Origin of the sequence: Rhodoferax sp. (assembly GCF_039922535.1) — a bacterium.
Taxonomy (GTDB): Bacteria; Pseudomonadota; Gammaproteobacteria; order Burkholderiales; family Burkholderiaceae_C; genus Rhodoferax_B.
On sequence record NZ_JBDTEM010000314.1, the window covers coordinates 1 to 14,234 of the forward strand.

Below are 14,234 nucleotides of genomic sequence, written 5' to 3' on the forward strand. Positions count from 1 at the left end.
AGATACCGGGCGGCGTAATTGAAAAAGGTGAAGCTCCCGAAGCAGGTATGCGCCGCGAACTACTGGAAGAAACCGGTATTGCTGCGCGTAGAGATTGCCCGTTTCACCCTTTGCGGGCTCTGCCCGCAAAGGGTGCTGTGCTGTCCACGGCTTGCGCCGCGGGCGTGCGGCTTACGCCACACGCGTGCCAGCTTGCGCTGACACCGCACAGACCACCCACGGGGGTTGCCTGCATCGACTCGTCTCTGTTGCTCTAATCCTCACCTCACGGTGGACAGCCATTAGCTGCTACGCTGCCCTATGCAGTCCGGACGTTCCTCCAGTGCCAGGTTTCCCATATGGCACCAGCGGCGGTCTGGCGGGCTTCACAGGGGCATTATCGCAGTGCCACAATCATTTATTTTCCTGCACCCCCAAAGGAGACTTATGAAAACCGAAAACATCCTGCAAACCATCGGCAACACCCCGCATGTGCGCATCCAGCGGCTGTTTGGCCCGGGTGCCAACGTCTGGATCAAATCCGAGCGCAGCAACCCAGGCGGCTCGATCAAGGACCGGATTGCGCTGGCCATGATCGAAGATGCAGAAAAATCCGGCGTGCTGCAGCCCGGCGGCACCATCATCGAGCCCACCTCGGGCAATACCGGCGTGGGCCTGGCCGTGGTGGCCGCGGTCAAGGGCTACAAGCTGGTGCTGGTGATGCCCGACAGCATGTCCATCGAGCGCCGCCGCCTGATGCTGGCCTACGGTGCCACTTTTGACCTGACCCCGCGCGAAAAAGGCATGAAGGGCGCCATCGCCCGCGCCCAGGAGCTGGTGGCCGCCACGCCCGGCAGCTGGATGCCGCAGCAGTTTGAAAACCCCGCCAACATCGCCATCCACGTGCGCACCACGGCCCAGGAAATTCTGGCTGACTTCCCCGACGGGCTGGACGCGCTGATCACCGGCGTGGGCACCGGCGGCCACATCACCGGCTGCGCCCAGGTGTTGAAGGCGGCCTGGCCGAATTTGAAGGTGTTTGCGGTGGAGCCATCGGCCTCGCCCGTCATCTCAGGCGGCGCACCGGCTCCGCACCCGATCCAGGGCATTGGCGCAGGCTTCATCCCCAAGAACCTGGACGTGTCGCTGCTGGACGGCGTAGTCCAGGTGGATGCCGAACCCGCCCGCGAATGGGCCCGCCGCAGTGCCCGCGAAGAAGGCATGCTGGTGGGCATCTCCAGCGGTGCCACCCTGGCAGCGATTGCGCAAAAGCTGCCCGAATTACCCGCAGGCGCGCGGGTGCTGGGCTTTAACTACGACACCGGCGAGCGCTATTTGTCGGTAGACGGCTTCTTGCCAGCGTAGACCTGAATTTACTGGGATTCTTTAAAAATCCAGGCCACGCCGATGCCTGCGGTGACGTAGCTCTTGCTGCGTACCAGCGGGCTGTCGGCAAATATGGCGTGGTTCAAGCTGTCGGCGCGGGCAAAAGCGCCCACCCACCACTGGTCGAAGCGCTTGGTCAGCGCCACGATCATCTGCGTGCCGCCGTAGCCGCCGTGCGCGGTGTAGGCCGGACGGTTGCTGGCCGCGTACTGCGGATCGACGCTGTAGTAGTAGGCATGGTTGCGGGCCGAGCCGTACAGCAGGCCGCCCACCAGACCCAGGTTCCAGCCCGGCAGGCCCGCCACATCTTTAATGTCCAGATTCAGGCTGGGCGTGGATACCAGGCCGACGTTGTGGCCGAAGTTACTGGACCCAATCGTGAAGCCGGTGCGTACCGGCAGCCGAAAGTCGAACTTGACACGCCGGTCGTCGGAGCGGGCCAGCGTGTATTCAAACGAAGGGCCCACCTCCACGGTGGCATCCAGATCCGGCATGCCCGCACGGGCGCGGTTTTTACTGCTATCGACGGGCACGGTAGCCCCCAGGCTGATTTCCAGCCGGGCCCGGTCGGTGTTGAACAGCTCGCCGCGCACGCCGTCCTTGTCCACCTTGATCTTGTCCCCGCGGTAAACGAAGTACGGGATCGGCAGGGCGTAGTTTTGGGACTCGTCCGCACCCCGGTAGTCGGGAATGCGCAGGGCCGACACACCCACACCCAGCTCCCACTTGGGCAGTGGCCGCTCATCGGCATGGGCCAGGTTGGCCAGGGCACCACCTACCAGGAGGCAGCCAACACGGGAGATATTCATGGTGTCTTTTCGGGTAAAGAAGGTACAGGCAGGCAGCCGGTGGCCTCGATTTCCACCAGCAGGTCGTCGCGGCACACGTCGGCCTGCACGTAGATGCGCACGGCAGCCGACGGCAGTTGCGCGTCCAGCACCGCCCGCACCACCCCAAAATCTGCCACGTGGCGCACGTAGACCTTGTACTGCACGGCGGCCAGGGTCCAGTCCTGGGAGTCTTCCGCCCGGTTCGCCTGGGTCAGCAGCACGGCGATATTGCGCAGGGTCTCTTCGGTTTGCGCGCGTACATCCCCAGCGTGCTGCGTCTGGTGACCGATGATGCTGGCGGTGCCGCTGATGAACAGCCAGCGCTGGCCCGGCAACGTGGCCAGTGCAGCGCGTGAAAACGACGGCGTACGCGGCCCATATTGGTCGGGGTAGAAGTAGGCGCTGACTTGGCGCGGATTTTCCAGCGCCAGCGGAGGCACTTTGGCAGCCAGAAAATACACGTTCAGCCCGCCGCCGTGGGTGCCCAGCGCGCAGGCCGCCGGGGCATCGACCAGAAACGGCCGGGCCATTTTGCGGAAGGCATCTTGCCGCCCGATGTTGAATTGCAGATAGCGCTCCATGCCCCAGGTGTCGGTGTTGATGTCCGAAAAGTAGTTCCACACCCGCAGCAGGTGCAGGTAGCCCAGCGACTCCAGCGCCGCAAACACGGCCAGATACACCTGCTCGGAGGCCTGTTGCAACAAGGATGGGCGCAACGGGTCGTAGCCGCCACCGGGGTACTGCCCCACATCGCTGTCGGTGTCGGGGATACAGATGGCGCCAAACAGCAGGTCGTCGCTCATGGCGTAGTGCAGCAGGCCCAGCGTGCCGGAGCGCACGGGCTGGTCGGTGTGCCACAGCTCCAGGGCCTCCGTGGCCTGGCCCAGTAAGGGGGTAGCGATCTGTAATGCACAGTCTGGCTGCGGGGTGCCACCAAACTGCACGGCACCCAAGGCCGCCGGGTGCGGCCCGCCCTCGCGGGACAGGTAGTGCAAAGACAGTGGCGGGGCAATAGGTGCCAGACTCAAGGGCATAGAGGACACAGCGTTTTCGGTCGAGAAGAAAAGGGCGCAAGCATTTTTGCTTTCCATAATAAACGCATTCAAGCCCCCCATTTCTCGCCAAAAAACCTAGCACGCGCCTGGGCGTCGCGTGCTGTGCGCCAAGTAAAATCCGCAGCTTCCTGATGCGGTCGATGCCCGTCCGGGCCCCTGTCCTCCCTGCACTTTGAAGACCGCCCCATGACCGAATTGACTCCTGCACCGTCTCCAACCCTCTGCGATGTCCTGGTGATCGGCGGCGGCCCTGCGGGCTCCACGGCCGCCACCTTGCTGGCCGAGCGCGGCTACCACGTGGTACTGCTGGAAAAGGCCCACCACCCGCGCTTTCACATTGGCGAATCCCTGCTGCCGGCCAACCTGCCCTTGCTGGACAAGCTGGGGGTGCTGGAACAGGTGAAAGCCGTGTCGATGGAGAAATGGGGCGCAGAATTTGTCTCGCCCTGGCACGACCAAAAAAGCTCGACCTTCCACTTTGCCGACGCGTGGGACAAGTCCATGCCCTTCTCCTACCAGGTGCGGCGCTCGGTGTTTGACGAAATCCTGATCCGCAATGCCGCCACCAAAGGTGCAGAGGTCATCGAAGGCTGTCGCGTACGCGATGTGGCATTTGCCGCGGACCAAAGCGGTGCCACCATCCAGGCCGAACACGACGATGGCCGCCAGGGCGCATGGCAGGCCCGGTACGTGATCGACGCATCGGGGCGCGACACCTTTTTGGGCAAAAAGTTTGCCTCCAAAAAGCGCAACCCAAAGCACAACAGCTCGGCCGTCTACGGCCACTTCACCGGAGCCCAGCGCCACGACGGCCAGGACGCAGGCAACATCACTATTTTCTGGTTTGACCACGGCTGGATCTGGTTTATTCCGCTGGCCGACGGCACCACCAGCGTGGGCGCGGTGGTCTGGTCGTACTACCTGAAAACCCGCAACCAGCCGGTGAAAGATTTCTTCTTGGCCACCATCGCCATGAGCCCGGCATTGTCCGAACGGCTGGCGGGGGCCACGCTGGCCTCGGAGGTGGAGGTCACCGGCAACTTTTCGTACAGCTGCGACCAAACCCACGGCCCCAACTACCTGCTGCTGGGCGACGCGTTCACCTTCATCGACCCGGTGTTTTCCTCCGGCGTGATGCTGGCCATGCAGGGTGGTTTTGTGGGGGCCGAAACCGTGGACACCTGCCTGCGCGAACCCGCCCGCGCGGCCCAGGCACTGCGCCACTTCGACCAGCAAACCCGGCTCGGGCCGAAAGAGTTTTCGTGGTTCATCTACCGCGTCACCAACCCCACCATGCGCGACATGTTCATGGGGCCGCGCAACAACTTCCGGGTCAAGGAAGCCCTGTTGTCCATGTTGGCGGGCGATATCTTTGGCAAAACCCCCATCTGGACCTCGGTGCGCATCCTCAAGGGCATTTATTACACCGTCTGTCTGCTGAACCTGCAGCGCACCTGGCAGGCCGTGCGCCGCCGCAAGAACAACAGCCGCGTGCTGGATGCGGGCGGCGTGTAAATCGCCCATCCTGGACCCATGAAGGCTGACGCGCACCCCCGCCCCCCGCAAACCCTCTGGCGCACGCTGCGCCACGGAGTGGATGCGCTGCGCCTGCATCTGGGCTTGCTGCTGTTTGCCGCGGTGTGTATGGACTGGACGGTACTGGCCCTGCCTCTGTACTGGCTGCTGCCGCGCAAGGCGGGCACCTGGCTAGGCCGTTGGGGCATCACCCTGGTTTTTAGAGAGTATTTGCGCGTACTGGGCTGGATGGGCGCCTGCCAGTTTGACCTGTCGGCACTGGATGCGCTGCGCGACCAACCGGGCATGGTGATAGCGCCCAACCACCCTTCGCTGCTGGATGCGGTGCTGGTCATCTCGCGCCTGCCCCACGTGTCGTGCGTGATGAAAGCCGAACTGATGGACAACCTGCTGCTGGGCTCGGGCGCCCGGCTGGCGCGTTACATCCGCAACGATTCGCTGCGCTCTATGGTGCAGCTGGCGGTGGCCGATGTACGCAAAGGCAACCACCTGCTGTTGTTCCCCGAGGGCACGCGCACTACGCAGCTCCCGGTGAATCGGCTGCAAGGCACGGTGGGGCTGATCGCCAAGCAGGCCCAGGTGCCCGTGCAAACCGTGTTTATTGAGACCAACTCGCCCTTTCTGGGCAAGGGCTGGCCGCTGCTGCGCCGCCCGGCCATGCCCATGGTCTACCGGCTGCGGTTGGGCCAACGCTTTGACCCGCCGGACAACGTGGAGGCCTTTGCCCGCACGCTGGAGCAATACTTCCAGACCGAACTGGCCCACGCCCTGCTGCCCGACCTGCCCGTGACCGAACATTCCCGCTAATGACCCTAGCCTCCGCCTCGCACCTGGTACTGATCCCCAGCTACAACCCCGGCAGCAAGGTGGCCGACACCGTGCGCGCCGCCCGTGCCCACTGGAACCCGGTGTGGGTGGTGGTGGACGGCAGCACCGACGGCAGCACCGCCCTGTTGCGCGCCATGGCCGCCGCCGACCCTGGCCTGCAGGTGCTGGTGCTGCCAGACAACGTAGGCAAGGGCGCCGCCGTGTTGCAGGGCCTGGACCGGGCCGCCGCGCAAGGCTTCACCCACGTGCTGACCATGGACTCCGACGGCCAGCACCCGGCGGAGCTAATTCCGTCCTTCATGGCGACATCGCAGCAGCAGCCTGCCGCCATGGTGCTGGGCGTGCCGGTGTTTGCCGCCGATGCGCCCCAGCTGCGGGTGCAGGGCCGCAAGATTTCCAACGGCTGGGCCAATCTGGAGACGCTGTGGGCGGGCATTGGCGATTCGCTGTTTGGCTTTCGCGTCTACCCCATCGCGCCGTTGCGCCAGGTGATGCAAGGCCAGCGCTGGATGCGGCGGTTTGACTTCGACCCCGAAGCCGTCGTGCGCATGTGCTGGCGCGGCGTGCCGGTCATCAACCTGCCCGCCACGGTGAAGTACTTCACGGTGGCCGAGGGCGGCGTGTCGCACTTCAACTACCTGCGCGACAACTGCCTGCTGACCTGGATGCACAGCCGTTTGTTTTTAGGCTTTGTGCTGCGCCTGCCTTTGCTGCTGGCGCGACGATTGCGCCGGTAGAGCATGTGCATTTAAGGAATATCTAAGTATTCTCTGCTGTAAATTTTTTAAGCCCCCAGCGCAGATTAAACCTGCGCTGGCAGCTATAAAAATAAATACCCGCAACCGCTTATAAGTGCAAATTTCTCATACCGACACACCTGCAGGCAGCAGCTTACCCTGCCCCAGCCGGGGCAACCAGCGGCGCAGTAGTGGCGTGGTGATGACGGTGCTGCCAATCGCCATGATGACCAGCATGGTGAACATGTTTTGCGAGATCACGCCCAAGTCAAAACCTACGTTGATGATGATCAGCTCCATCAGCGCCCGGGTGTTCATCAAGATACCCAGGATGCTGGCCTCGGGGTGGTTCAAACCGGTGGCGCGGGCGGCCAGGTAGGCGCCGCCAAACTTGCCCAGCGTGGCCAGGCCAAACACCAGCGCGCACCAGCCCCACAGCGCCAAGCTGTCCAGCCCACCAATGTTGGTGCGCAGCCCGGTGTAGGTGAAGAAGATCGGCAAGAAAAACACCAGCACAAAGGGGCTGACCCGCGCCTTCCAGGCCCGCACAAAGGCGTGCTCGTCGTGCAAGATGACCCCCATCATGAAGCCGCCAAAAATCGCAAAAATGCCCAGCTTGTAGGTCGTCATGGCCGACACAAACACCATGGCCAGGGCGATACCCAGCAGGTGCGGATGCAGTTCATCGCCGTCTGCTGCCTGGCCGCGTTCGAAGTAGCGGACCACCCGCCGCATCACCGGCCGCACGCCCCACTGCCACAGCAGCAAAAAGCCCAGCACCAGCAGCACTTTCACCCCAAAGGTCACGGCATCAAAGTTGGACACCGCCAGCGTGCTGACCAGGGCCAGCAGCAGCCAGCCCACCACGTCGTTGATGGCGGCCGCGCTGATGGCGATCACGCCCAGCGGGGTGCGCGCCATGTGGAATTCGATCAAAATGCGCCCCAAAATTGGCAGCGCGGTGATCGACAAGGCCGTGCCGATGAACAGCGACGACACCAGCGCATCGGCCTGCGGCGACAAAATCGGCGCACTCACCCAGCCCAAACCCACGCCCAACGCAAACGGCAACACCATGCACGCGGCGCTGACCCACAGCACGGTGCGGCGGTTGCGGCGCTCGGTGAGGTGGCCAAAGTCAAACTCCAGCCCGATCTGGAACATCAGCAGAATCAGACCGATTTGCGACAAGATTTGCATCGGCTCGCCCGAGGCGGATTTGAAAACCGTGGCAAACACCTCGGGTGCCAGCAGCCCAAACAGCGAGGGGCCGAGCAGAATGCCGACGATGATTTCCCCCACCGCCGCCGACTGTCCCCAGCGCACCGCCAGCGCTCCGCCAACGCGCCCGGCCAGCACGATCAGAGTGAGCTGCAGCAAGGTAAAAAACAGCAGCAGCTCGGCCTTGTGCACCGAACCGGCGGCCGCCGCCGCGTGGCTTAAGTCGGTCATGCCATGCCGCCGTTGATCGAAATAATCTGGCCGCTGATGTAAGCGGCGCGGTCGGATGCCAAAAAGCTGACCAAATCCGCCACCTCTTCGGGCTGGCCGGCACGCTTCATGGGCACCATCTGCGCGATGCGGGTGGCATCAAACGCGGCTTCGCTCATGGCGCTCTGGATGATGCCGGGAGCCACGGCATTTACCGTGATGCCGCGGCTGGCCACCTCCAGCGACAGCGATTTGGTGGCAGCGTGCAAAGCGCCCTTGGCCGCCGAATAATTCACCTGGCCGCGGTTGCCCATCAGCGCCGCCACCGAGGTGATGCTGATGATGCGGCCCCAGCGGGTGCGAATCATCGGCAGCATCAGCGGCTGGGTCACGTGGAAAAAGCCATTCAGCGACACATCCAGCACCCGCTGCCACTGCGCCAGCTGCATGCCGGGAAACACCACGTCTTCGTGGATACCGGCGTTGTTAACCAGCACCTGGATGGAGCCGTCGGCCAGCAAAACCTCCAGCGCCGCAGCCGTGGCGGCGGCATCGGTGATGTCAAACACCACCGCCTGGGCTTGGCCGCCCGCCAAAGCGATCTCTTCCACCAGCGCCTGGGCAGCGTCAACACCCCGGTTTGCATGGACGATCACCGCAAAACCATCGCGGGCCAATTGGCGGCAAATGGCCGCGCCAATCGCCCCGCTACCGCCCGTCACCAAGGCGCGCTTTGTGTCCGTCATGGGGAATCCTTAAATTCGAAGAAGCGTGGCATCCAGCACCACGGCGGCCCGGCCTGTCAGCAGGGTCTGGCCGTCTGCGGCCACGGTGAACAGATACAGAATGTTGTTGGCATCGCCGGCGATGCGCTCAGCGGTGATGGTCAGGTCGCCCACCATATCGTCCAGGCGCGGCACGTGCAACTGCACCGAGCGCACGCTGGCCAGGTAGCCGACACGCGGTGCGCCATCGGCTTGCGCCAACAACGAGCCGTGCACGGCCATCGCCTGGGCGGCATATTCCACGCCGCAGGCCGCCCCCAGCCGCCCCTGCGCCCGCAACGGGTTGTCCAGCGCCCGATGGCTGCTGGCGGAGCAGACGATGGTGGTGGCATCCCACTGGTTTACACGGTCCAGCAGGCACATAGCACCCTGGTGCGGAATGCGCCGGGCGATTTCGGCGGCGTTCAGAGTAGAAAGCAAGGTGGCACTCAGCACGGGTTGAACACCAGTTCCAGGCAACAGCCGTCCAGGTAGTCCAGCCGCAGCACACCGGCCTGCTGGCGGGCCAGCGCGGCCAGCAGCGGCAGGCCACGTGCGGCGGGAATGCTTTGGCGCTGCGCTTCCAGCACCGCGTCGTCCAGCACATCGGCCACGCCAGAGCTGAGGTAGTGGGCAGGATGCAGCGTGATCTGGCCCAGGCTGTGGGCGGTACGCACCGGCGACAGCACCAGGGCCAAGCCAAAGGTATCGGGTACCGGGCGGGCACTGCGCAGCGGCTCCGGATAGTCGGTATCAAAGGCCACCAGCAACACGGGCTCGGCCTGCACCACCGCCTGCGTCACCGCCTCGACCAGCCCGGCGGCAAAACTGCCATCGAACGCGCACAGAGCGGTAGACGTGGCCATCGCCCCGGTGGCAATGCCCCAATAGCCCGAGGCGGCGTTGTGCACCGAATTGTGGAAGCGGGTGGGCGAAATCAAACGGTCGTCGGAGGCCAGCGCGGTACAAATCTCGTGGCAGTTGACCCCGTCGCCCCCCGACGAGGTAAACACCGACACCAGCCCTTGGGCCTCCAACCCGGCAGCCGCCATCGCTTCAAACCCGACGGTTTGCGAGACGCGGATGACGGCCCCGGCCCGGCGGCGCTCGGCGGGTGGCAAATGCGCGGGGGCGGTCAGCACGGTTTTGAGCCACTGCCCCGGCGCACGGCCTGCCAACTGCTCTTGGCCCTGCGCCCAGTCGGCGATGCCGGGGCCCACCAAACCCACGCCGTCGATAAATACGGTCAGCGCGGTCATAGGGCTGAGCCCCGGCCCAACACCAGGCTGCAATTGGTGCCACCAAAACCAAAAGAATTACTGAGTACATGGCGCAGCGGCAGGTTTTCGCTCTGCAACTGGTAAGCCACGTCCAGCCGGGCATCCCGCACTGCGGTGTGCACGCCGCCCGGCACCAGACCGTACTGCAAAGCCAGCGCACAGAACACGGCTTCCAACCCGCCTGCCGCGCCCAGGGTATGGCCGGTGGCGCCTTTGGTGGAGCTGCAGCGCGTGGCGTGCGGACCAAAAACGGCCTGCACCGCCAGGCCTTCGGCAGCATCGTTGCTCTGGGTGGCGGTGCCGTGCAGGTTGATGTAGTCGATGTCGCCGGGCTCCAGCCCGGCACTGCGCAAGGCTTGCTGCATGGCCAACTGCGCGCCCAGCCCTTCGGGATGCGGCGACGACATGTGGTGCGCGTCGCTGGACTCGCCCAGGCCCCGCAGCAGCACCGCGTCGGCAGGCAGGTCCTCTGGCGCACGCTCCAGCAGCACAAAGGCCGCGCCCTCGCCAATCGAAATCCCACTGCGCGCCGCATCAAAGGGGCGGCAGGGGCTGCTGGACAGTAAACCCAGCGAATGGAAACCGTACAGCGTGGTCAGGCACAGGGTGTCCACACCGCCTACCACCGCCGCGTCGATCAAGCCCGCCGCCAGCATGCGCTGGGCCGATGCAAACACCTTGGCGCTGGACGAACAGGCCGTGGACACGGCCATCGCCGGGCCCGAGAGAGCGCAGCTGCGGCGCACAAAGTCGGCCACAGAATACGGGTTGTGGGTTTGCGGGTAGCAAAAGTCGGCGGGCAAAGCGCCGGTAGCGGCATCGCGGTGCTGGTAGGCCTGCTCGGTTTGCAAAATGCCCGCCGTACTGGTGCCCAGAAACACCCCGATCCGCTGGGGCCCCACGCGCGCCGCCACCGCCTGCACGGCGGCCAAAAAGCCGTCCTGGCGCAAGGCCAGTTGCGCCAGCCGGTTGTTGCGGCAGTCAAAGGCCTGCAGATCGGATGGCAGCACTTCATCGTCCACCCCACTGACCCGGCCAATCCAGGTGTCCAGTACGGCGGACTCGAAGTCGCAGGGCGTCAAACCGCTGCGTTGCGCCCGCAAAGCGTCCAGCGCCGGGGCCAGGCCGTGGCCGATCGCACTGGTGGCGGTGAAATGGGAGAGGTGAAGTGCTTGCACAGGCGAGAGGAGAAGAAACTGTTTCGATTTTAAAGATGCGCCACGAGCAAGACATTCGCGAACAAGGTGCCCTGGCTCATGGGCTGCGGCATGACGGTAAAGCCCAACGCCCGCAAGGCATCGACCCACGCGCTCAGCGGACGGCAATGCAATGCCCCCAGACGGTGGCCACGCAAGGTGGTGACGACAAAGTCCACCCAGTTGCTGAAGCGAAAAGGCCAGCCCGCCCCCGCGTCGCCAATGCGCAGCAACAGCACGCCGCCAGGGGCCAAGGCTTGCTTCACGCGGCGCAGCACCTCGTCTTGGGCGGCGATGGGCACGTAGTGCAGCACGTCCAAAATCACCACCGCATCCACCGGCGCAAAGTCGGTACGACACATGTCCCCGGCCACAAAACCCACACGGCCCGCCTGCACCGCATCCGGCATGGCCGCCAGCGCGCGCTGCACGTCGTGCGGCATCAGCTCAATACCCTGGATGTGCTGGGGATGGGGGGCGGCCGCCCAGGCCGAAGGCCAGTGCCCTTGCGCCGCCAGTTGCTGGGCCGACAACAACCACGAGGTCAGCAAACCCTGGCCGCAGCCAATGTCCAGAATGCGCGTCCGCCCAGCCAGAAAGCCCTGGGCCAGCAGGTGCACAAACACCGGGTCGCCGCCCAATTTACCGGCAGCGAAACGCCAGGCGTAGTGGCCCGCCGCCCGGTAGGGCGCGGCAGCCTGGGTGATCAAAGCACGGACCGTCGAGGAAATAGTCATAACAAGGCAGAACGAAGGGTGACGGTTTTCAAATGGGCGGCTCGGATGGCGGCCAACAACAAAGGCAGCACCTCCAGAATCACGGGCACACCTTGCGGGGTGGTGGCGGCATGGCGGTCGTGCAGCAGCAGGATATCGCCCGCGCGCAGGCCTTGCGTCAGTTTGCGTGTAACGGCGGCGGCATTGCCGTTGCGGGTGTCAAAGCCGCGCCGGGTCCAACTGGCCAGTTGCAAGCCCAAGCGCTGTAACACGGGGTCTAAATACGGATTGCGCAGCCCGGCAGGGGCCCGAAAGAAACGCGGCGGCGTACCGCACAAGCCGCTCAAGGTGTCTTGCGCGGCCTGCAACTCAAGCTGCAACTTGCGGGTACCCAGTAAGGAAAAGTTGTGCCGGTGCTGCTGGCTGTGGTTTTCGATGGCGTGGCCCCGGCGCACGATTTCACGGCACAGGTCGGGGTGCTGCGCCGCCTGGGTGCCGATGCAAAAAAACGTGGCGCGGGCGGCGTGCTGGTCTAGCAGATCCAGCACCAACGGCGTGACCAGCGGGTCGGGGCCGTCGTCAATCGTCAACGCTACCTCGCCGCGTGCGGCAGCGGCTGCGGGCAAGCGCGTCCAGTTAGAGCCCAGCAGCTTGCAGCGCGGCAGCAAACCGGCCAGCGTCAACACGGCATGGTTCAGCACCAGCGCAGCCAAGGCCCAGCGCCACAGCCCCGGTTGCCACACCCACAACGCCAGCACGGCCACGTGCAAGGCCAGCGTGCACCACACCAGGGGCGTGCGCCGCACACGCATCAGGCAGCCCGTGGGGTCTGCGCCCACACCGCCGAGAAGCACAGGGCCAAAACGGCCCCCGGCCCCACCGTCAAGCCAATCGCCTGCAGTACCGGCACCTGCGAGAAGCCCAAGATGCCAAAGCCTGCCACCGTGGTCATATTGGCAAACAGCAAAGAGGCCAGCGTGCGCGGCGTAATCTCGCCCTGGCCGGAACTGAAAAAGAGCGCGTAGTTGGAACCCACGGCCACGATCAGCAGCAGGCCGACCAGATGCAGAATCGTCAGACTGTGCCCGGTTGACACCAGTGCCGCCGCCACGCACAGCACCGCGCCCACGAGTGGAGCCAAGACGCGCAGCACGGCGCTGGGCGAGCGCAGGGCCACGGCCAGCAGCAGCACAATGGCCAACAGCCCCGCCCCCGAGAGCAGCACGGCCTCGTGCAAATAGCTGCGGTACAGGCGGTCGGTTTCGCCCTTCATGTCCACAAACAACGCCCCCGTACCATTCAACAGCGGGCGGATACGGGCCGGATCGATGTCACCCGATGCTGCAGCGTGCAAGGGCAAAAACACACTCCAGCGCGGCTGGCCATCGGCGGCTTTTTGCTGTAGCAACATGCCGTCTACCGCCAGTGCCAGGGAGGTTCCCGCCAAATCCGCTTTCTGCAAGGGGGGAGCCAAGCGCGCCGCCTCGGCATCCTGCACAAAGGGAGCCAGACGCTCGGGACGCAGCGGCATATCCACCAGGGCCTCGGTCAGCCGCGCCTGGAGGTCTGCGGTATTGGGTAGGCTGGCCTGCCGGGCCTGCTGGGTGGCGAGGCTAGGCAACAGCGTGGTGGGGCTGTCTACCCCGGCGATGCTGTGGTCGTCCACCAGCGGCTGCAGCCGGGCGACGACTTTTTCAGCGCCTTGCAAAACGGCTTCCTGGCTGCTGCCGGACACCACCACCAAGTAACGCACATCGGGCGCGCCCAGGTCGGCACGCAGCGTGGCATCCAGCGCCATGTCCGATGCCGAGACCGGGCTCAGCGCCGACAACTCCTGGTTCCACACCCGGTTGCGCTGCACGGCCAGTGCCAGTGCCGCCACCACGCACAGGCCTAGCACGGCCCAGCGCAGGGCCGCCGCCCGCCGCACCAGCACCGCCAGCCGCGCACCCAGGGCAGAGACATCACGCACCTTGAAGCGGTGGGGCAGCAACTGCGGCAGCACAAACCGGGTCACAGTGGCTGCAGCCACCAGCCCGGCGATCGAATACAGGCCGAGTTGCGCCAGGCCCGGAAAGCCCGACAGCAGCAGCGACGCAAAGCCGCAGATCGAGGTCATCACCCCCAGCCGGATGGTGGGCCAGAAGCGCTTCACCCACGCGCCCCGGTCCTGGTCCATCGCCGAGGCATCCGACTGCACAAACAGGTAAATCGAATAGTCCACCGCCTCGCCGATCAGCGTGGTGCCAAAGCCCAGCGTGAGGCCATGCACCGTGCCAAAACCCAGGCTCACCGCCGCGATGCCCGCCACGGCCCCCACCAGCACCGGCAACAGGCCCAGCGCCATCGTCAATACCGAGCGGTAGATCAGCCACAACAAAAGCACAATCAGCACGATGCTGATGGCCGACAGGCGCTTGACCTCGGACTCGATGGTGTTGCGCACATTCACGCCAAACACACCGGGGCCCGTTAGCACCAGGCGGGCGGTGGCCG

The 14,234-nt window shown here is 64.9% G+C and carries 14 protein-coding genes; 4 read left to right on the top strand and 10 right to left on the bottom strand.

Annotation, left to right across the window (positions count from 1 at the left end; genetic code table 11):
* Positions 1-426 precede the first annotated feature (426 nt).
* Positions 427-1,344 carry a cysteine synthase A gene (gene cysK / locus ABI213_RS14895; protein ID WP_348027670.1) on the top strand — a complete coding sequence of 306 codons (918 nt, stop codon included), beginning with the start codon at positions 427-429 and terminating at the stop codon, positions 1,342-1,344.
* A gap of 8 nt (positions 1,345-1,352) precedes the next feature.
* Here the strand turns inward: cysK and ABI213_RS14900 are convergent, their stop codons facing one another.
* Positions 1,353-2,174: a MipA/OmpV family protein gene (locus ABI213_RS14900; protein WP_348008392.1), complete on the bottom strand. Its 822-nt coding sequence runs from the start codon at positions 2,172-2,174 to the stop codon at positions 1,353-1,355.
* On the bottom strand, positions 2,171-3,229 hold the full coding sequence (locus ABI213_RS14905; RefSeq protein WP_348008393.1) for a Rid family hydrolase: 1,059 nt from the start codon (positions 3,227-3,229) through the stop codon (positions 2,171-2,173). Before ABI213_RS14905 ends, ABI213_RS14900 begins: the two co-directional genes overlap by 4 nt.
* A 207-nt stretch (positions 3,230-3,436) precedes the next feature.
* Between ABI213_RS14905 and ABI213_RS14910 the strand changes: the two genes are divergently transcribed.
* The 3 genes from ABI213_RS14910 to ABI213_RS14920 are packed head-to-tail and all read left to right on the top strand — an operon-like array spanning position 3,437 to position 6,351.
* Positions 3,437-4,765, top strand: coding sequence for an NAD(P)/FAD-dependent oxidoreductase (locus tag ABI213_RS14910; protein WP_348008394.1), 1,329 nt, complete (start codon positions 3,437-3,439; stop codon positions 4,763-4,765).
* Positions 4,766-4,783: 18 nt separating this feature from the next.
* Positions 4,784-5,593: a lysophospholipid acyltransferase family protein gene (locus tag ABI213_RS14915; protein ID WP_348008395.1), complete on the top strand. Its 810-nt coding sequence runs from the start codon at positions 4,784-4,786 to the stop codon at positions 5,591-5,593.
* Positions 5,593-6,351 (top strand): glycosyltransferase family 2 protein, encoded by a 759-nt coding sequence (locus ABI213_RS14920; protein WP_348008396.1) that lies wholly within the window; start codon positions 5,593-5,595, stop codon positions 6,349-6,351. The genes ABI213_RS14915 and ABI213_RS14920 overlap by 1 nt, the downstream gene beginning before the upstream one ends.
* Before the next feature lie 126 nt (positions 6,352-6,477).
* On the opposite strand, the gene ABI213_RS14925 is transcribed toward ABI213_RS14920, so the two are convergent.
* The 8 genes from ABI213_RS14925 to ABI213_RS14960 form a co-directional block, all read right to left on the bottom strand.
* Entirely contained in the window at positions 6,478-7,803 is a 1,326-nt protein-coding gene (locus tag ABI213_RS14925) for a cation:proton antiporter (RefSeq protein WP_348027672.1), read from the bottom strand.
* Positions 7,800-8,528 carry a 3-oxoacyl-ACP reductase FabG gene (gene fabG, locus ABI213_RS14930; protein ID WP_348014741.1) on the bottom strand — a complete coding sequence of 243 codons (729 nt, stop codon included), beginning with the start codon at positions 8,526-8,528 and terminating at the stop codon, positions 7,800-7,802. The genes ABI213_RS14925 and fabG overlap by 4 nt, the downstream gene beginning before the upstream one ends.
* 9 nt (positions 8,529-8,537) lie before the next feature.
* Complete coding sequence (locus ABI213_RS14935) at positions 8,538-8,930, bottom strand: 3-hydroxylacyl-ACP dehydratase (protein ID WP_348014742.1); 393 nt, start codon at positions 8,928-8,930, stop codon at positions 8,538-8,540.
* A gap of 65 nt (positions 8,931-8,995) precedes the next feature.
* Positions 8,996-9,805, bottom strand: a complete 810-nt coding sequence (locus ABI213_RS14940; protein ID WP_348027674.1) for a beta-ketoacyl synthase chain length factor — start codon at positions 9,803-9,805, stop codon at positions 8,996-8,998.
* On the bottom strand, positions 9,802-11,004 hold the full coding sequence (locus tag ABI213_RS14945; RefSeq protein WP_348007557.1) for a beta-ketoacyl-[acyl-carrier-protein] synthase family protein: 1,203 nt from the start codon (positions 11,002-11,004) through the stop codon (positions 9,802-9,804). The genes ABI213_RS14940 and ABI213_RS14945 overlap by 4 nt, the downstream gene beginning before the upstream one ends.
* Before the next feature lie 29 nt (positions 11,005-11,033).
* Positions 11,034-11,759 (bottom strand): class I SAM-dependent methyltransferase, encoded by a 726-nt coding sequence (locus ABI213_RS14950; RefSeq protein WP_348007558.1) that lies wholly within the window; start codon positions 11,757-11,759, stop codon positions 11,034-11,036.
* A complete protein-coding gene (locus ABI213_RS14955; protein WP_348007577.1) occupies positions 11,756-12,550 on the bottom strand; it encodes a polysaccharide deacetylase family protein in 795 nt (264 codons plus the stop codon). Before ABI213_RS14955 ends, ABI213_RS14950 begins: the two co-directional genes overlap by 4 nt.
* Positions 12,550-14,234 (bottom strand): MMPL family transporter (locus ABI213_RS14960; protein ID WP_348027676.1); only part of this gene is annotated, 1,685 nt, incomplete at its 5' end. The genes ABI213_RS14955 and ABI213_RS14960, both read right to left, overlap by 1 nt.

Excerpts from the sequence above, each read along its gene's own strand:
- ABI213_RS14900 (WP_348008392.1), bottom strand. The coding sequence starts at position 2,174 with ATGAATATCTCCCGTGTTGGCTGCCTCCTGGTAGGTGGTGCCCTGGCC.
- ABI213_RS14925 (WP_348027672.1), bottom strand. The coding sequence starts at position 7,803 with ATGACCGACTTAAGCCACGCGGCGGCGGCCGCCGGTTCGGTGCACAAG.
- ABI213_RS14955 (WP_348007577.1), bottom strand. The coding sequence starts at position 12,550 with ATGCGTGTGCGGCGCACGCCCCTGGTGTGGTGCACGCTGGCCTTGCAC.
- cysK (WP_348027670.1), top strand. The coding sequence starts at position 427 with ATGAAAACCGAAAACATCCTGCAAACCATCGGCAACACCCCGCATGTG.
- fabG (WP_348014741.1), bottom strand. The coding sequence starts at position 8,528 with ATGACGGACACAAAGCGCGCCTTGGTGACGGGCGGTAGCGGGGCGATT.
- ABI213_RS14950 (WP_348007558.1), bottom strand. The coding sequence starts at position 11,759 with ATGACTATTTCCTCGACGGTCCGTGCTTTGATCACCCAGGCTGCCGCG.
- ABI213_RS14935 (WP_348014742.1), bottom strand. The coding sequence starts at position 8,930 with ATGTGCCTGCTGGACCGTGTAAACCAGTGGGATGCCACCACCATCGTC.
- ABI213_RS14920 (WP_348008396.1), top strand. The coding sequence starts at position 5,593 with ATGACCCTAGCCTCCGCCTCGCACCTGGTACTGATCCCCAGCTACAAC.
- ABI213_RS14910 (WP_348008394.1), top strand. The coding sequence starts at position 3,437 with ATGACCGAATTGACTCCTGCACCGTCTCCAACCCTCTGCGATGTCCTG.
- ABI213_RS14905 (WP_348008393.1), bottom strand. The coding sequence starts at position 3,229 with ATGCCCTTGAGTCTGGCACCTATTGCCCCGCCACTGTCTTTGCACTAC.
- ABI213_RS14915 (WP_348008395.1), top strand. The coding sequence starts at position 4,784 with ATGAAGGCTGACGCGCACCCCCGCCCCCCGCAAACCCTCTGGCGCACG.
- ABI213_RS14940 (WP_348027674.1), bottom strand. The coding sequence starts at position 9,805 with ATGACCGCGCTGACCGTATTTATCGACGGCGTGGGTTTGGTGGGCCCC.